This is a genomic window from Geothrix edaphica (genome assembly GCF_030268045.1).
Taxonomy (GTDB): Bacteria; Acidobacteriota; Holophagae; order Holophagales; family Holophagaceae; genus Geothrix; species Geothrix edaphica.
This window is the reverse complement of record NZ_BSDC01000002.1, coordinates 559,676-576,731: the sequence shown is the minus strand read 5'-3', so window position 1 is coordinate 576,731 and position 17,056 is coordinate 559,676. Positions and strand designations below refer to the sequence as shown.

The 17,056-nt window shown below is 71.4% G+C and carries 15 protein-coding genes and 1 tRNA gene; 14 read left to right on the top strand and 2 right to left on the bottom strand.

The window, feature by feature from the left end; translation table 11 throughout:
- Positions 1 to 63 precede the first annotated feature (63 nt).
- Entirely contained in the window at positions 64 to 1,299 is a 1,236-nt protein-coding gene (locus QSJ30_RS10445; RefSeq protein ID WP_285608955.1) for a CHRD domain-containing protein, read from the top strand.
- Positions 1,300 to 1,715: 416 nt separating this feature from the next.
- Here QSJ30_RS10445 and QSJ30_RS10440 read toward each other — a convergent pair.
- Positions 1,716 to 1,792 (bottom strand) — tRNA-His (locus tag QSJ30_RS10440).
- A 109-nt stretch (positions 1,793 to 1,901) separates the two neighbouring features.
- Here QSJ30_RS10440 and QSJ30_RS10435 point away from each other — a divergent pair.
- The 6 genes from QSJ30_RS10435 to QSJ30_RS10410 all read left to right on the top strand — a co-directional run bounded on the left by QSJ30_RS10435 (position 1,902) and on the right by QSJ30_RS10410 (position 8,514).
- On the top strand, positions 1,902 to 3,407 hold the full coding sequence (locus tag QSJ30_RS10435; protein WP_285608953.1) for a trypsin-like peptidase domain-containing protein: 1,506 nt from the start codon (positions 1,902 to 1,904) through the stop codon (positions 3,405 to 3,407).
- Positions 3,408 to 3,496: 89 nt separating this feature from the next.
- Positions 3,497 to 4,816, top strand: a complete 1,320-nt coding sequence (locus tag QSJ30_RS10430) for a response regulator (protein ID WP_285608950.1) — start codon at positions 3,497 to 3,499, stop codon at positions 4,814 to 4,816.
- Entirely contained in the window at positions 4,813 to 6,144 is a 1,332-nt protein-coding gene (locus QSJ30_RS10425; RefSeq protein ID WP_285608948.1) for a hemolysin family protein, read from the top strand. The genes QSJ30_RS10430 and QSJ30_RS10425 overlap by 4 nt, the downstream gene beginning before the upstream one ends.
- Positions 6,137 to 6,994 (top strand): NTP transferase domain-containing protein, encoded by an 858-nt coding sequence (locus QSJ30_RS10420; protein WP_285608946.1) that lies wholly within the window; start codon positions 6,137 to 6,139, stop codon positions 6,992 to 6,994. Before QSJ30_RS10425 ends, QSJ30_RS10420 begins: the two co-directional genes overlap by 8 nt.
- 4 nt (positions 6,995 to 6,998) lie before the next feature.
- The gene (locus tag QSJ30_RS10415) at positions 6,999 to 7,982 is read left to right on the top strand and encodes a phosphotransferase (RefSeq protein WP_285608944.1); all 984 of its coding nucleotides are present in this window, start codon (positions 6,999 to 7,001) and stop codon (positions 7,980 to 7,982) included.
- A gap of 7 nt (positions 7,983 to 7,989) precedes the next feature.
- Positions 7,990 to 8,514 (top strand): GNAT family N-acetyltransferase, encoded by a 525-nt coding sequence (locus QSJ30_RS10410; RefSeq protein WP_285608942.1) that lies wholly within the window; start codon positions 7,990 to 7,992, stop codon positions 8,512 to 8,514.
- A gap of 4 nt (positions 8,515 to 8,518) precedes the next feature.
- On the opposite strand, the gene QSJ30_RS10405 is transcribed toward QSJ30_RS10410, so the two are convergent.
- Positions 8,519 to 9,808, bottom strand: coding sequence for an RsmB/NOP family class I SAM-dependent RNA methyltransferase (locus QSJ30_RS10405; protein ID WP_285608940.1), 1,290 nt, complete (start codon positions 9,806 to 9,808; stop codon positions 8,519 to 8,521).
- Positions 9,809 to 9,896: 88 nt separating this feature from the next.
- Between QSJ30_RS10405 and QSJ30_RS10400 the strand changes: the two genes are divergently transcribed.
- From QSJ30_RS10400 to ribD, 7 genes are all read left to right on the top strand, one after another.
- On the top strand, positions 9,897 to 10,343 hold the full coding sequence (locus QSJ30_RS10400; RefSeq protein ID WP_285608938.1) for an OsmC family protein: 447 nt from the start codon (positions 9,897 to 9,899) through the stop codon (positions 10,341 to 10,343).
- A 5-nt stretch (positions 10,344 to 10,348) separates the two neighbouring features.
- Entirely contained in the window at positions 10,349 to 10,924 is a 576-nt protein-coding gene (gene nrdR, locus QSJ30_RS10395) for a transcriptional regulator NrdR (protein ID WP_285608936.1), read from the top strand.
- Positions 10,925 to 11,219: 295 nt separating this feature from the next.
- Positions 11,220 to 13,637: an endopeptidase La gene (gene lon / locus QSJ30_RS10390; protein WP_285608934.1), complete on the top strand. Its 2,418-nt coding sequence runs from the start codon at positions 11,220 to 11,222 to the stop codon at positions 13,635 to 13,637.
- 7 nt (positions 13,638 to 13,644) lie between these two features.
- The gene (locus tag QSJ30_RS10385) at positions 13,645 to 14,502 is read left to right on the top strand and encodes a tetratricopeptide repeat protein (protein WP_285608933.1); all 858 of its coding nucleotides are present in this window, start codon (positions 13,645 to 13,647) and stop codon (positions 14,500 to 14,502) included.
- A 48-nt stretch (positions 14,503 to 14,550) separates the two neighbouring features.
- The gene (locus QSJ30_RS10380; RefSeq protein ID WP_285608931.1) at positions 14,551 to 14,931 is read left to right on the top strand and encodes a hypothetical protein; all 381 of its coding nucleotides are present in this window, start codon (positions 14,551 to 14,553) and stop codon (positions 14,929 to 14,931) included.
- 73 nt (positions 14,932 to 15,004) lie between these two features.
- Positions 15,005 to 15,922, top strand: a complete 918-nt coding sequence (gene ftsY, locus QSJ30_RS10375) for a signal recognition particle-docking protein FtsY (RefSeq protein WP_285608930.1) — start codon at positions 15,005 to 15,007, stop codon at positions 15,920 to 15,922.
- Positions 15,915 to 17,042, top strand: a complete 1,128-nt coding sequence (gene ribD / locus QSJ30_RS10370) for a bifunctional diaminohydroxyphosphoribosylaminopyrimidine deaminase/5-amino-6-(5-phosphoribosylamino)uracil reductase RibD (RefSeq protein WP_285608929.1) — start codon at positions 15,915 to 15,917, stop codon at positions 17,040 to 17,042. The genes ftsY and ribD overlap by 8 nt, the downstream gene beginning before the upstream one ends.
- The last annotated feature ends 14 nt before the right edge of the window (positions 17,043 to 17,056 follow it).

Genomic DNA, 17,056 nt, shown 5'->3' with positions numbered 1-17,056 from the left:
TTCGGCCCCGGCCGGGGTCCCATGTTGGGCCCACAGGGGAGTCCCCCTGAGCAGGAGCAGCCCATGAGATCCCCCCACCTGAACCCCCGATCCGGGCCGCGAGCCTTCGGCGCCCTGGCCCTCTCCCTTCTCGCACTGATGGCGGCCGCCTGTGGCGGCGGCGGGGGTGGCGGCGGCGCCACCGTCGCCCCTCCGCCCCCGCCCCCCCTGGTCCGCTACGCCGCGCTTTCGGGCGCCGCCGAGGTGCCGACCAACGCCTCCACGGCTGCCGGGGCCGCGACCTTCTCGGTGAACCCGAGCACGAAGGTCCTGACGGGAACCGTGACCACCTCGGGCATCGCCGGGGTGGCCGCGCACATCCACGAGGGTGCGGCGGGGAGCGCGGGGCCGATCGTGATCCCGCTGAGTGGCGGGCCCGGGGGCGTGTGGACCGTCCCGGCCAACACCGTGCTGACCGACGCCCAGTACGCGGCCCTCCAGGCCAACGCCTACTACGTCAACGTCCACAGCGCCGCCTTCACGGCCGGTGAGATCCGGGGCCAGATCGCGCTGCGGGTGAGCTTCGGGAGCCTCACGGGCGCCCAGGAGGCCACCGCCACGCCGAGCACGGCCACGGGGTTCGGCTCCCTGGCCGTGGACGCCCTCACGGGGGCCATCCAGGGCACGGTGGTGACGGAGGGCATCACGGGGACCGCCGCCCACATCCACGAAGGGGCCGCCGGGGTGGCCGGACCGATCCTCATCCCCCTCACCGACGCCGGGGGCGGGGTCTGGACCGTGGCTCCGGGCGCGACACTCACCAGCGCCCAGGTGGCCAGCTGGCAGAGCGGCAGCCTGTACGTGAACGTGCACTCCGCCGCCTACCCCGCCGGCGAGATCCGCGGCCAGCTGAACCTCAGCGCGCCGGTCACCCAGTCCGCCACGCTGGCCGGCGCCAGCGAGGTCCCGGCGACGCCCTCGACCGCCACGGGCACGGGCGCGGTGAGCGTCAACCCCGTCACCCTCCAGCTGAGCGGCGGCCTGTCCACCTCGGGGATCACGGGCACCGGGGCCCACATCCATGAAGGCGCGGTGGGCACCGCCGGACCCATCATCGTGCCCCTCGGCGATGGCGGCAGCGGAACCTGGACTGTTCCCCTGGGCACCCGGCTCACGAGCGGCCAGTTCACGAGCTGGCGGACCGGCGGCCTCTATGTGAACGTCCACAGCACGACCTACCCCAGTGGCGAGATCCGCGGCCAGCTCGGCGGCGGCACCGGCGGCGGCACGGGTGGCGGGACCGGGGGCGGGGGGTACTAGGAGCAGGGCGAACCCCGGCGGGGTTCCCAGAAGGCCGAGGGCCCCCCGGTGGGGCCCTTGGCTTCTTGGTGTCCGAACCGCCCGAACCGGCCGGCAGCCCGCTGCGCGGGCTGCCGGTCTTGCTCCCGGCCCTCCCCCGGAGGGCCTCCGCAAGGGCTCGCTCTTCGCCGGGACCCGACTCGGCAGGGTTCCCCGAACCCGGCTGCGTCACCCGGCAGTCGCGACTGTCGCCGGTTCTTGGGTAAGAAGAAGATCTCGACCCACCCGGACCGGACTCGAACCGGCCGCAGCCCGCTGCGCGGGCTGCCGGTCTTGCTCCCGGCCCTCCCCCGGAGGGCCTCCGCAAGCCCACTGTCGCCGGTTCGAGTCCAGGTGTCCCAGATTGAAAAGGCCCCCGTGCGGGGGCCTTTTCAATCTGGGGCGGCTGACCGGACTCGAACCGGCGACACCTGGAATCACAATCCAGTACTCTAACCAACTGAGCTACAGCCGCCGTTGGACTGCTCAGATTATCCTGGTCGGCCCGGGAAGGCCAGCGGGAACCTTCGGGGGACTGCGGTCATCGAATGGCATGCCGGAGGATCCGGCGGAGTGAGGGTTGCATGAATCGTCAGGTGAAGCAGGTCTTGGGGTTGTCGGCCTTCGCGGCCGGGTGCATGGCCCTGGGGATGGGGCTCAGCCACGGCTGGCAGGCCCAGGCACAGGAAGAGAAGCCGGTGATGGTGGAGGCGAAGGGCATGGACCGCCTGCCACCCATCGCCGACGTGGCGGAGAAGCTGAACCCAACGGTGGTGGCCATCACCAACACCAGCTTCGTGAAGAACCAGCGCTTCCAGCACCCCCAGATCGGGGGCGATGACTTCTTCGACTTCTTCTTCGGTCCCGGGGGGCCGCAGCAGCGGCGCACGCCCCGGGGCGGCAATGACGGCGAACAGCGGGCCGTGTCCGGCGGCTCCGGCGTGATCATCAGCCCCCAGGGTGAGATCCTCACGAACTACCACGTCATCGCCAGCATGGGCGAGGGCGACAACGCCCTGGAGGTGAAGACCTCCGACGGCCGGAGCTTCAAGGCCGCGGTGCTGGGCAAGGACAAGGAGCTGGACATCGCCCTCATCAAGATCGATGCGGCCCACCTGCCCTTCGCCAAGCTGGGCGAGTCGGATTCGCTCCGCATCGGCGAGTGGGTGGTGGCCATCGGCAACCCCTTCGGCCTGGAGCACACCGTCACCCAGGGCATCATCAGCGCCAAGGGCCGCAAGCTGGATACGGGCGTGAGCTCCTTCCTCCAGACCGACGCGGCCATCAACCGCGGCAACTCCGGCGGCCCCCTGCTCAACCTGAAGGGTGAGGTGGTGGGCATCAACACCGCCATCAACCCCGCGGGGCAGAACATCGGCTTCGCCGTGCCCATCAGCCAGGTGAACCGCATCCTCAAGGACCTCCGCAGCGGCAAGCCCGTGAGCCGGGGCTACCTCGGCGTCGGCCCCACCGACCTGGACCAGGCCTACCAGGACGCCCTGGGCGTCAGGGAAGGCGTGGTGGTCAGCACGGTCGAGAAGGGGCAGGCGGCGGACAAGGCCGGCGTGCTGCGACTGGACGTGATCACCGCCGTGGACGGCCAGCCTGTGCGCAGCCAGGACGAGCTGGTGAGCGTGATCTCCAGCCGCCGGGCCGGCGAGACCGTCAAGCTCTCCGTCTGGCGGGACGGGAAGACCCTCACCTTCACGGTCACCCTGGGCGACCGCAAAGCCCTCGATGCGCAGCGCCGACGCGACTCCGGCGAGGAGCCCGAGGATGAGGGCAGCCCGAAGCCCCAGGGGGATGTGAAGGGCGTCAACCTGGAGAAGACCTACGGCTTCACCGTGGAGCCCATGGACCTGAAGCACCGGCTCAAGGGCGTGGTGGTGACCTCCGTGGATCCCCGCTCCCCCGCCGCCGAGCGCGGCATGGCCCCCGGCATGGTCATCACCGAGGTGGGTCGCCAGGCCGTGAACAACCTGACCGAGTTCAACGCCCAGGTGAAGAAGGCCGGCGGCAAGACCCTGCTGCTCTTCATCCAGAGCCCCAACGGCAGCCAGAAGGTCACCCTGGCCATCCCCCCCCGCTGACCGCCCCGGCCGTTCCCGGAGCCCCGGTCCGCCGGGGCTCTGGCCGTTTCGGGGTAAACTTCAAGGTTCAACCAGGGTAAGGATCGACCATGGGCCAGCGCCTCCTTCTTGTGGACAGCGACCGGAGCTTCCTCAAGGAGCATCAGGTCAGCCTGGAAGCGGCCTTCGATCTGGAGGTGGCCAAGTCGCCCGAAGGCGTGGTGGCGCGCCTGGAGCAGGGGGACTTCGCGGCGGCGCTCATCTGCGTCGAGGTGGCGGACAACAAGGGGTACGCCCTGTGCTCCACCCTCCGGAAGCAGCCCTCCCTCGGCCACCTGAAGATCGCCCTCATCAGCGCCAAGGCCACGGAGGAGGAGTACCGCCGGCATCAGAGCCTCAAGGGCCGTGCGGATCTCTACCTGAACAAGCCCATCGCCCCCAGCACCCTCGTGGCCGCCCTGGCACCCCTGGTGCCCGGCCGCATCGTGGATCCCGACAACCCCCTGGGCGACCTGATGGACACGGAGCTGGGGGATGACTGGCTCGATGTGCTGAAGGGGGGCGCGCAACCGCCACAGCCACCTCCGGCGCCGGCCCCGCCCACCCCGATTCCGGCTGCACCCACCCCGGCACCAGCCCCACCCCCCACCCCGGCCACCAGTCCCGCACCGGAACTGGAGACCCGGGCCACTGCCCCCACGGACACGCCCCGGGCCCGCCTCCTCGAGGCGCAGATCGACGCCCTGCGCGAGGAACTGCACACGAAGGACCTGCGCCTCCGCGAGGCCGAGGGCGAGCTTCAGCGGCAGGTCGGGTCCGTCACCCAGAACCTGGATGACACGGCCGCCTCGAAACGGGAGATCCAGGCCCTGAAGACCCGCGTGGCCGAAGCCGAGGCGGCCCTGGCCAAGCGGGAGCAGGAGCTGGCGGATCACAAGGAGAAGGGCCACGTCCTCCAGCTCAACCTCGCCGGTCTCGAGATCGCCATGCAGGGCCAGGAGCGCGATCTGAGCGAGCTCGGCGCCGGCCTGAGGCAGGCGGAGGCCGAGCTCGAGGCCAGCCGCGCCCGGGCCCTGGAGGGGGAACAGCGGGTCCAGGCCCTCCAGGAGCAGCTTCAGGGGCGCCAGGAGGAGCTGGTCCGGCTCACGGCCCAGGTCTCGAGCCTGCGCCAGCAGCTCGACGAGACCACCGTCCAGCATGACGGCGAGCGGCTGGAGCTGATGAACGGGCTGGACCAGAAGGATGCCGAGCTGGCCCGGGCCCGGCAGGCGCTGGCGGAGCAGCGGGAGACCTTCGCGGCCCTGGAGCGGGAGAAGCAGGCCGCCCTCGGCCAGCTGTCCGAGCACCGCGACCGCCTTCAGAACCTGGATGGCCTGCTTCAGGAGATCCAGGAGCACCTGCGCCGCGGTTCTGACCTCACGAAGGGATGACGGCCGTGACCCTGGCGGCAGCCCTCATCTGCATCGTCCTCCTCCTGGCCAGCGCCTTTTTCGTGATGGCGGAATTCGCCGCCGTGCGCGTGCGGTCCACCCAGCTGGAAGCCCTGGCGGACACCGATCCCCGGGCGGCCGCGGCCCTGGAGGTCCACCGCGGCCTGGGCCACCACCTCTCGTCCATCCAGGCCGGCATCGTGCTGTGCGCCCTGGCCCTCGGCGCCGTGGGCGAGGAGCTGTTCAGCCACGCCTTCCGGGGCGTGTTCGGACATCTGCCCTGGCCGGCCCTGGTGGCGCCCCTGAGCTCCGGCCTCGCCCTGCTGGTGATGACCACCCTGGACGTGGTGCTGGCGGAGCTGGTGCCGCGGAGCCTCGCCATCCGGGCCGCCCTGCCCTGGGCCCTCCGCACCGCCACGCCACTCCTGGCCTGGTCGCGCCTGGTCCGCCCCCTGACCTGGGTCCTCACCCGCCTGAGCCACCTGGTCCTGCGGGCCCTCGGCGTCCAGCCCGAAGCCGACGCCGAGGACCTGCTGCCCAGCGAGGCCGAGTTCCGCCGCATGCTCGAGCGCAGCCAGGCCGAGGGGCACCTGGAGCTGGACCGCAAGGAGCTCATCGAGAACCTCTTCGACTTCAGCAAGCGCACGGTCAAGGAGATCGCCGTGCCCCGGGCCCAGGTGGTGTCCTTCGACCTCCACCGCAGCCTGGAGGCCAACCTCACCGTGGCCCGCAGCACCACCCACACCCGCATCCCCCTGGTGGAGGGGGACCTGGACCACATCGTGGGCGTCATCCACCTGAAGGAGCTGCTCTGGGCCCTGCAGGACAGCCCCGGCCCCGTGGACCTCCGGGCCCTGGCGCGGCCGGCCTTCTTCGTGCCGGAGATGAAGCCCATCCAGGGCCTGCTGCTGGAATTCCAGCAGCGCAAGCAGCACCTGGCCCTGGTGGTGAACGAGCACGGCGGCGTGGACGGCCTGGTCACGCTGGAGGACGTGCTGGAGGAGCTGGTGGGCGAGATCCAGGACGAGTTCGACCGCGAGGCCATCCAGCTGCGGAAGACCCGCGGGGGGGCCTGGCTGGCCCAGGGCGACGTCATGCTGGAGCAGCTGGTGGATCACCTGCGGCTGGACCTGGTGGCCGAGGCGGGCTCCGTGAGCCTGGGCGGCTTCTTCCAGGAGCGCCTGGGCCGCGTGCTGCGCCCCGGCGACGAGCTGCGGCTCCAGGGCTGGCGGATCCGCGTGCTGTCCATGCGCGGCCTGGCCCCGGGCCAGTTCCTGTTGAAGCCGCTGCCGCCAGCGCCCCGTCCTCCGGAAGACGGCGATGCCTGAACCCCTGGAGGGCTTCCTCCTGGCGGCGGGCCTGGGCACGCGCATGGGACCCCTCAGCGCCTGCCTGCCCAAGCCCGCCTGGACCCTGCGAGAGAGGCCCCTGCTACAGTGGGGCGCCGATGCCCTGCGCGCCGCCGGAGCCCACCGCCTCGGCTGCAACGCCCACCTGCTGCCGGAGCGCCTGCGGCCGGTGGCCGGCGGCCTGGAGGTCTTCGGAGAGCCAGAGCTGCTGGGCAGCGCCGGCGGGCTGCTGCACGCCCGGGGCAGGGTCGGGGCCGAGCTGCTGGTGTGGAACGCCGACATCTGGGCGGACGAGGTGCCCTTCGACCTCCTGCGGGCCCGCCACCGCGAGGCCGGGGCCACCCTCAGCTGGCTGCTGGTGCCCCATCCCGGCGGGGGCTGGAACCCCGTGTGGATGGATCACGAGGGCCGCGTGCTGCCCAAGGGCGTGACCGGCCCCTGGGGGCCCTACCACTTCACCGGCGCTGCCGCCTGGTCGCCGGAGGCCCTGGCCCTGCTGCCCGAGGGCCCCAGCGAGGTGAACGACCTGCGGCCCCGGCTGGCCGCCCTCCCCGCGGGCCACCTGGGCGTGGTGACGGAACCCTTCCCCTGGCGCGAGGTGGGCACCGCCGACGCCCTCATCAGCGCCGCGGCGGAGGTGGCGCCAGACCAGGAGGGCCGCCTGTCCGGCAGCTACGTGCATCCCGCCGCGAAGCCCGCCGCCAACCCCACAGGCCGCCTCACCCGCTGCATCCTGGGTCCCGGCGCCGCGCCACCCCCCGCCATCACCGATGCCGACGCCCTCTGGTTCGAGGAGGGCGGCAACCAGGTGCGGCTGGGATTACCCTGAAGCCATGGATCCCCGCCTTCTCCGCGCCCTGGAGCGCTGGCACCTGTCGGATCCGCATCCCCTGGCGGGGGACGCGGGGGCGCGGCAGTACACCCGCGTGGCCCATCCCCAGCTGGGCACGGCCCTGGTGGTGCTCCATCCCCTGGACACGCCGGAGAAGCCCGACGAGAGCTACTTCGAGTTCCAGGCCCTCCAGGCCTACCTGGACCCCGTGCTGCGAGTGCCCACCATCCTCCAGCGCGATGAGGGGGACCGCTGCCTGCTGGTGGAGGACCTGGGCGATACCTCCCTGGAGCGCCGCCTGGTGGAGCATCCCGAAGAGGAGGTCTTCTGGGCCGGGCAGGCCGGCTGGCTGCTGGCCACGCTGGCCGGGCCGCTCACCCTGGGCGCCCCGGCCCACGCCTTCTTCATGGGGCGGGCCTTCGACCAGGCCAAGTTCCAGTTCGAGTGGGACTACTGCCGCGCGAACTTCTTCCGCGACTTCCTCCAGAAGGATCCGCCCCGCTGGCTGGACCGCATGATGGAGGAGGCCCACGCCAGCCTGGAGACCCGGGCGCACTTCTTCGCCCACCGCGACTTCCACGTGCGCAACCTCATGGTCCACGGCGACCGGCTGGTGGTCATCGACTTCCAGGATGCCCGCCGGGGCGCCGCCACCTACGACCTGGCCAGCATCCTCTACGACGGCTACTGGGACTGGTCCCGGGAGGCGGGGCACGCCCTGGTGGGCCCCCTCCAGCACGAGCTGGGCTGGAACCACGAGGCCCTGCTGGAGGAGCTGAACCTCAGCGCCCTCCAGCGCAACCTCAAGGCCCTGGGCACCTTCGGCCACCAGATCGTCCACCGCCACAAGGCCCACTTCGCCCCCGCCATCCCCCGCACCCTGCGCCACCTGCGCGGCCACTTCCAGCGCATGAACCACCAGGACGGCGTCCTCGCCACGGAGCATATGCTGCGGCTGGCGGAGGACCGGCTCCTCAAGGGATGAGGCCCCCATGAACCCACCTGTCCGCGTCCGTGAGCTCCGGAGGGACGAGTTCGAAACCCTCGGCCAGCTGATGGTGGAGGTGTACTCGAACCTCGAGGGCTTCCCCACCCCGGACGAGCAGCCCGCCTACTACGCGCTGCTGGCCAACATCGGCGCCTTTTCCGAAAAGAAGGACGCCAGCGTGCTCGCGGCGGTCGCCCCGGACGGCGACCTGATGGGCGGGGTGGTCTATTTCGGCGACATGGCGGCCTACGGATCGGGGGGGACGGCGACGGCCGTCAGGAATGCCTCGGGCATCCGCCTGCTGGGAGTCGATCCCCGGTTCAGGAACCAGGGGGTGGGTAAGGCCCTGACCCACGCCTGCATCGAGCGGGCGAGGGAGCGGGGCCACGCCCAGGTCATCCTCCACACCACCCAGGCCATGCGGGTGGCCTGGGCCCTCTACGAAAGCCTGGGCTTCCAGCGCTCGGAGGACCTGGACTTCAGGCAGGGGGACCTGCCGGTGTTCGGCTTCCGGCTCCGGCTGTCCTAGCGGATTAACGGGCCGCGCGCGCCACGGCGAAGGCCTGGAAGCCCTCGCCCTCCCAGCGGAGGGGGTGGGGCCGGAAGAAGGCCGTGCGGCCCCCCTCCGCGTCGGCCGGGGCCCCCCGGTCCGCGGGCCACACCGCGGCCGGCTGCAGCCCGGGACGGGCCTCCGCCAGCCAGTCGCGGTGGGCCGCGCCCTCCTCGGGCAGCCAGGAGCAGACCGCGTAGATGAGCAGGCCGCCCGGGGCCAGGCGGTCCGCAGCGGCGGTGAGGAGGCGGCGCTGGAGGCCGGTGAGGCGGGGCAGGTCGTCATGGACCAGCCAGGGCCACTCGGGATGCTTCTGGAGCGTTCCGCTGCCGCTGCACGGAGCATCCAGCAGGATGAGGTCGAAGGCCGTGTCGCTGCGTTCCAGCCACTCGGCGGCGTCGGCCTGGATCACCTGGGCGCTGAGCCCCCGCTGCTGGAGCGTCTGCCGCAGGCGGGCGACGCGCCGGGGATGCACCTCCAGGGCCGTGAGCTCGGCCCCCGGGTGGCGCAGGGCCAGGGTGGTGGTCTTGCCGCCGGGGGCGGCGCAGGCGTCGAGGATGCGGGCCACGGGGCGGTCCCAGGAGTAGGCCAGCAGGGCCTGGGAGCTGCGGTCCTGCACCATGCCCTGGGCCGCTTCCAGCCAGGGGCGGGGGAAGGGCGCCTCCTCCGCCAGGCGGAAGCAGCCCGGCAGGTCCGCGTCGGGTTCCAGTCCTTCGGGAGGTTCCCCCGTCAGCACCCGGAAGGATGGCCTGGGGGGCTGCTGGAGCCGGGCCCAGAGCTCCTCCAGCCCGGCCTCCGCCCCGTGCGGGGCCAGGGCGGCCTTCAGGGCCCGCTCGGTGGCGGGTGTGCGATCCAGGGCCGCAGGCAGGGCCTCCAACTCGGCGGCAAGGCCGGCGCGGTCCTTGGCCGCCCGCCGCAGGATGGCGTTCACGAGCCCCTTGTGGGGCACGAAACCCAGGTCGCGGGTGGCGGCCAGCTCTACGGCCTCGTTCACGGCCGCGTGGTCGCTGACGCCGGGCAGCCAGGCCAGCTGCACGAGGCCCATGGCCAGGGCCACCTGGGTGCCCAGGGGCACGCCCCGGGCGGGATCCTTCAGCTTGGGCTTCACCCAGGCCTGGAGGCGGCCCCAGCGGCGCAGGCAGAGGCCCAGCAGGGCCTGGGCCAGATGGGCATCCTCGCCCAGGTCGCGATCCCAGATGTCCGGCACCCGGCCCTTCTCCCCGAAGACTTCATGGAGGGCGTGGGCGACGTGGAGGCGGGCGGGGGTCGGCATGGACTCCCATCATCGCTGGAAAGGCCGGCGGGGCGAAGGGCAGGGCGGGGTGTGGCATCCTGGGCGCAGGCTTTCCAAGGAGAACCCCATGGCCCACCACTATCCCCTCACCCTCTCCTGGACCGGCAGCACCCACGACGCCAGCTACTCCCGCAATGCCACCGTCACCACCCCCGGCAAGCACCCGTTGGCCGTCAGCAGCGCGGCGGAATACGCCGGCGACGCCGGCCGCTGGAATCCTGAGGATCTGCTGGGCTCGGCGCTCGCCACCTGCCACATGCTCACCTTCCTGGCCCTCTGCGCCAAAGCCAAGGTCGACGTGGTGGGCTACGAGGACCACGCCGAGGCCGTGCTCGACACCGTGGACAAGGTCACGCGCATCACCCAGGTGCACCTGCGCCCGGCCATCCGCGTGCCCCGCGGCACCAGCATGGCCAAGGTGGTGGAGCTCTTCGAGAAGGCCCACAAGTACTGCTTCGTGGCCAATTCCGTCACCTGCGAGGTGGTCATGGAACCCCGCGTCGTGGAGGTCTAGCTTCCGTGCGCTGTCCCTTCTGCGGGCACCTCGAGGACAAGGTGGTGGACTCCCGCGAGTCCCGCGAGGGCGATTCCATCCGCCGCCGCCGGGAGTGCCTCTCCTGCACCCGCCGCTTCACCAGCTACGAGCGGGTGGAGGAGGTGCCCCTGGTGATCCTCAAGAAGGACGGGCGGCGCGAGCCCTTCGACCGGCAGAAGCTCATGAAGGGGCTGCTGCTGGCCTGCCAGAAGCGGCCCGTGTCCCTGGCCCGCATCGAGGAGCTGGTCGCGGATGTGCACGCCCGGCTCATGGAGCGGCCCGACCGCGAGATCCGCAGCCGCGAGCTGGGCGAGCTGGTCATGGACGAATTGAAGGCCCTGGACCAGGTGGCCTATGTCCGCTTCGCCAGCGTGTACCGCGACTTCAAGGACCTGCCCGACTTCGTGAAGGCCCTGGAGGGCCTCATGCACAAGGAGGCCCACAAAGAGGCGGTGGAGCGGGGCGGGGCGATGGCGGCGCCGGAGCCCGCCAAACCCATCTCCCCGGCCCTGTTTCCCGGCGAGGCCGAGGCCCCGGTGCTGAGGACCCGCAGGAAGTAAGAGTGCCCAACAAAACCCGACGATGCCGCGATGAAGCCAGCCGGGTGCTCCGTAAGGAGGGGCCCGCAGGGCAACGTGGTTCGTTGTTCAAGGGCCCTGACGCCGCGGGGCGCCCGGCTGGTTTCATCCCTCCGGGCGAGGGGTGGCGGGCGTCGCGATGCCGCGTCACGCTCGTCGCGCGTAGTACCCGCTACGCTTCGACTCGCGTTCCTCGCCTCGCTCGCCCGGCACCCCTCGCGCGGCGCCGCGGGGTTTTGTTGGGCACTCTGAGGGTATCCTGGGGGCCGAGGTTTCCGTGGCCGACGACGTTCTTTTGCCCACCCCCACCGAGGAACAGCCCAAGCTGCCCGAAGAGTTGCCGGTCCTGCCCCTGCGGGACGTGGTGGTCTATCCCTACGTGATCCTCCCCCTCAGCGTCAGCCGGGAGAAGTCCATCCGGGCCGTGGACACGGCCCTGGTGGAGAACCGCATGATCCTGCTGCTGTCCCAGAAGCAGACGGAGATGGACAACCCCAAGCCAGAGGACCTGTACCAGGTGGGCACCGCGGCCCTCATCATGCGCGTGCTGAAGTTGCCGGACGGCCGCATCCGGGCCCTGGTGCAGGGTCTGCAGCGGGTCCGTGTGGAGTACTTCACCGAGACGGAGAACCTCTTCAAGGCCCGGGTGGAGCCCCTGGGCGAGCCCGAGATGAAATCGCCGGACCTGGAGCAGGACGCCCTCCTGCGCAGCGTGAAGCAGACGCTGGAGAAGGCCGTGGCCCTGGGCAAGACGCTGCCCCAGGAGGTCCTGGTCATCGCGGGCAACCTCGACAATCCGGGCCGCCTGGCGGACCTGGTGGCCTCCAACCTGGACCTCAAGCTGGCGCAGACCCAGGAGGTGCTGGAGATCGCCCACCCCGGCCTGCGCCTGAAGCGCGTGAACGAGCTGCTCCAGCGGGAGATCCAGCTGCTGGAGGTGCAGCAGAAGATCACCATGGAGGCCCGCGGCGAGATGGACAAGAGCCAGCGGGAGTACTACCTCCGCCAGCAGCTCAAGGCCATCCAGCAGGAGCTGGGCGAGGGCTCGGAGCTGGCCGAGGAGGTCACGGCCTTCCGCGACAAGCTGGCGAAGATGAAGGTGCCCGAGGAACCGCTGGTCGAGATCGAGCGCAACCTCAAGAAGCTGGAGCGCATGCACCCGGACTCCAGCGAGACCGCCGTGACGCGGACCTACCTGGAGTGGATGACCGAGCTGCCCTGGGGCACCTTCACCGAGGACAACCTGGACCTCAAGCAGGCCCAGACGGTGTTGGACGAGGACCACTTCGGCCTGGCGAAGATCAAGGACCGCCTGCTGGAGTTCCTGGCGGTGCGCAAGCTGAAGCCCGACCTCCGCGGCACCATCCTCTGCTTCGTGGGGCCCCCGGGTGTGGGCAAGACCTCGCTGGGCAAGTCCATCGCCCGGGCCCTGGGACGCAAGTACTCGCGCATCTCGCTCGGCGGCGTCCATGACGAAAGCGAGATCCGGGGCCACCGCCGCACCTATGTGGGCGCCATGCCGGGCCGCATCGTGCAGGCCCTCCACCAGGTGAAGAGCATGAACCCCGTGATCATGCTCGACGAGGTCGACAAGATCGGCCGGGACATGCGCGGCGACCCCAGCGCCGCCCTGCTGGAGGTGCTCGATCCCGAGCAGAATCACACTTTCCGCGACCACTACCTGAACGTGCCCCTGGACCTCAGCCAGGTGCTCTTCCTGGCCAATGCCAACGAGCTGGACCCCATCCACCCGGCCTTCAAGGACCGCATGGAGATCATCCACCTCAACAGCTACACGCTGGAGGAGAAGCTGGGCATCGCCGAGCAGCACCTGATCCCCAAGCAGCTGGAGAAGCACGGCGTCACGCGGCAGCAGCTGTCCATCCCCAGGAGGGCGCTGAAGGCCATCATCACGGGCTACACCCGCGAGGCGGGCCTGCGCCAGCTGGAGCGCGAGCTCGGCGCCGTCTGCCGCAAGGTGGCCCGGCGGGTGGCCGAGGGCACGCTGAAGAAGAAACTCGTGCTCACGGACGCAGGCATCCACGAGCTGCTGGGCCCCGTGAAGCTCCTCCAGGACGAGCGGCTGAAGGCGCCCCGGGTGGGCGTGGTGACGGGCCTGGCCTGGACCTCCGTGGGCGGCGACGTCCTCTTCGTCGAAGCCCTCAAGATGCCGGGGAAGGGCGGCCTCATCCTCACGGGCCAGCTGGGCGATGTCATGAAGGAGAGCGCCCAGGCGGCCCTCAGCTACATCCGCAGCCGGGGCGAGGCCTTCCAGATCGACCCCGAGGTCTTCCAGAAGCAGGATCTCCACATCCACTTCCCCGAAGGCGCCATTCCCAAGGACGGCCCCAGCGCGGGCCTGGCCATCGCCACTGTGCTGCTCTCGGTGCTCAAGGATGTCCCGGTGCGGAACACCCTGGCCATGACCGGGGAGATCGATCTCCGCGGCGAGGCCCTGGCCATCGGCGGCCTCAAGGAGAAGGCCCTGGCGGCGCTCCGGCTCGGCATCAAGGACATCCTCATCCCCCACGCCAACCAGAAGGATCTGGAGGAGATCGATCCCGAGCTGCGGAAGCAGCTGCGCTTCCATCCCGTGAAGCACGTGGAGGAGGTCTTCGAGCAGGCCCTGGTGGGCTGGAAGCGGCCCGGAGCCCCGGCCGCCAAACCCAAATCCAAAGTCAAATCCCGGCGCTGAGGTCCCCATGCTGATGCCCTTTGCCGCGGTCCCCCCGCCCAAGCCCCCGACTGCCCGGGCCCATGTCGTCGAAGCGGGGGCCGCCCAGGCCCTGCCCCCCGCGGCCGAGAGCCTCCTCCAGGCCGACAACTGGCCGGGGCTGGCGGACTGGTTCGAGAAGGCCTCCCCCAAGGTGCGCCGGCAGCACTACGAGTACTGGCTCCAGGCCCTGAATCGCAGCCAGCGCTGGGCCCGCCTGGCGGACGCCTGCAAGGCCCTCACGCCCCAGATCGAGGGCCGGGGGAAGCCCCGCCTCGGTACCTACCGGCTCTACCGGGCCCAGGCCCTCAGCCAGCTCGGCCGGCACCGGGAGGCCATGGCGGCCCACGCCGAGAACGGCCGGCTGGGCCAGCCCGAAGGCTACGCCAACGCCTGCGTCGAAGCCCAGCTGGCCGGGGATTGGAAGGCCCTCCTGGCCCACGCGGGCACCCTGCTCGCCCGCAAGCCCGGGGATGCCGAGGCCCTGGGCTGGAAGGGCGAGGCCCTGGCCCACCTGGGGCGCTTCGACGAGGCGACCACGGTCCTCCGGCAGGCGGTGCAGGCCGATCCCAAGGCCGCCTACGCCTGGAACAACCTGGGCCGCGCGGCCCTGCAGCACAAGGCCTGGCCCGAGGCCAAGGCGGCCTTCGACCAGGCCCTGAAGCTGGCGCCGGGCCAGCTGGAGGCCCTGTTCAACCGCGGGATCGCCCAGTTCAACCTGAAGCGGTACGCCGCCAGCCGCGATGACTTCAAGGCCGCCCTGGCCCTGCGGCCCGGCGATCCGGTGCTCCAGGAAAACCTGCGCCAGGCCGAGAAGATGGCGGCCGCCTATCCGCAGGAGCCCTGAGGCGCTTGTCCCCACGGCTCCGGGAACCCATGCTGTCCCGGGGTTCCCATGCTCACTGAAGCCTTCGCCCTCGTCCTCCAGCTGCCGCCCCTGGCCTTCAACGAGGCCCCGCCACCCCGTGGTTTCCAGGCCCCCCGGGAGCTGACCTGCCGCATCGGTGAGCTGGGGCGCCCCTGGTCGCCGCCCGCGCCACGACCCCTGTGGTCCACGCGGGTCGCCATGGACCCGCGCGGCCTGCGCCCCCAGGAACCGAAGCACCTGGTGAACCCCCTGGCGGACTTCCTGCTGCTCTTCGTGCTGGCGGGATGGGCCTCGAGCACCGGCGGAACGGTGGATTTCCGCACCTGGCCTGAGCGGAATCCGGGCTTGGCCACCCCTCCGGTCTCGCCCTTCTCGCCGGCGACCTCCTGGGCAAATCCTCGACTCTAGGCCGGTTGTTCCACGTGGAACGCTGTTCTGGGGGCCGGGAAACCCCTCCCCTTCGGTAGACTGGAGCCGCGAGGTGGGCGTGGGGCTTCTGGGCGGTCTGTTCGACAAGTTCAAGCAGGGACTGAAGCGCACCCAGGAGCTGGTGCTGGCGCCCATGGGCCGCCTCCTCGGCCTCCGGCGCCTAGACGAGGACCAGCTGGAGGAGCTGGAGGACCTGCTGCTCCAGGCGGACCTGGGGGTTAGGGCCGTGGACCAGCTCATGGCCCGGCTCCGCTTCGAGCTCCGGGGCGGGTCCGAGATCGACCCCAAGGCCGTGCTGAAAGACGAGCTGCTGAAGCTGCTCCGGCAGCGTCCGGCCCGCCCCTTCGTGGCCTCGGACACCCAGGTGGTGCTCCTGGTGGGCGTCAACGGCGTGGGCAAGACCACCACCCTGGGCAAGCTGGCCGCCTTCCTCAAGGCCCGGGGCGAGGGCGCTCTGGTGGTGGCGGGGGACACCTTCCGGGCCGCGGCCATCGACCAGCTGGAGCGCTGGGGCGAGCGGGCCGGGGTGCCCGTCATCCGCAACCAGATGGGGGGCGACCCCGCCGCCATCGCCTTCGACGGGGCCACCAGCGCCCTGGCCAAGGGCACGCCCTGGGTGCTCATCGACACGGCGGGACGGCTCCACACCAAGGACCACCTCATGAAGGAGCTGGACAAGATCCGCCGCAGCCTCCAGAAGGTGATCCCCGAGGCCCCCCATCGGGTGCTGCTGGTGCTGGATGCCACCACGGGCCAGAACGGCCTGCAGCAGGCCGAGGTGTTCGCCCGGGTCGCCGGCGTCACGGACCTGGTGCTCACGAAGCTGGACGGCAGCGCCAAGGGGGGCGTGGTGGTCCCCATCCTGGATCGCCTGAAGCTCCCCATCGCCTTCGTGGGCGTGGGCGAGGGTGTGGACGACCTCATCCCGTTCGACGCCGGGGCCTTCGTGGACGGGCTTCTGGATGCCTGACCTGGATCTGACTCCCGAGGTCGCCTGGGCCCTGGCCACGGGCGGCCCCTGGCCCGAGCCAGAAGGCCAATCCGGCGATGCTCGCTTCATGGCCCTGGCCCTGCGGAAGGGGTTGAAGGGCGTGGGCTTGTCCAGCCCGAATCCGCCCGTGGGGTGCGTGCTGGTGCAAGGGGGCCGGGTGATCGGGGCGGGCGTCCACACCCGGGCCGGGGATCCCCACGGCGAGATCATGGCCTTGAGGGACGCCGAAGCCCGGGACGAGGAGGTCCGTGGCGCCACGGCCTACGTCACCCTGGAGCCCTGCTGCCACCAGGGGCGCACGGGTCCCTGCACCCTGGCCCTGCTCCAGGCGGGCGTGGCCCGGGTGGTGGTGGGTGTCCGCGATCCAAACCCCCGGGTGGATGGTGGCGGCCTGGCCATCCTGCGCGCCCAGGGCGTGGCCGTGGAGGAGGGCGTCCTGGGCGAGGCCTGCGCCCGCTTCCACGCCCCCTTCTTCAAGCTCATCCACACGGGCCTGCCCTGGGTGAGCCTCAAGCTGGCGCTGGGCTCCGATGGCTCCCTGGGGCCCGCCGGGCGCACCACCCCCATCACGCCGCCGGCGGTCCAGCGCCTGGGCCACGCCCTGCGCCGGGCCGCGGAGGCCATCGTGGTGGGCCGCCACACCGCCGAGGTGGACGATCCCCAGCTCACGGACCGCTGGTCCGCCTCCACCGCGCCCCACCGGGTCTTCCACCGGGTGGTCATGGACAATGCCGGCCAGGTGCCTGCCGGGGCCCGGGTCTGGCAGCCCCTGGCGGGACAGCCCGCCCTGCGGGCCGTCACGGGCGATCCCGAACCCCTGCGGGGCGTGGAGGATCTCCGCCTGCCCCCGGGTCCGCGGGGATGCAGTTTGCGGCACCTGTTGCACGAACTCGCCGCCCGGGGTGTGGGGCGGGTGCTGGTGGAGGGGGGCGGCACCCTGGTCCAGGCCTTCCTGGAGCAGGGGCTCGGCGACGAATTCCACCGCTTCCAGAGCGACCTTCCCGCCGGGGGAACCGCGCTAGAGCTGCCCCTCCCGCCGGCCTGGCAGCTCCGGGCCCGGGCCCGGTGGGCGGGCGGCCGCTGGGAAGTCTGGCGCTAGAAGCCTGTCCAGGA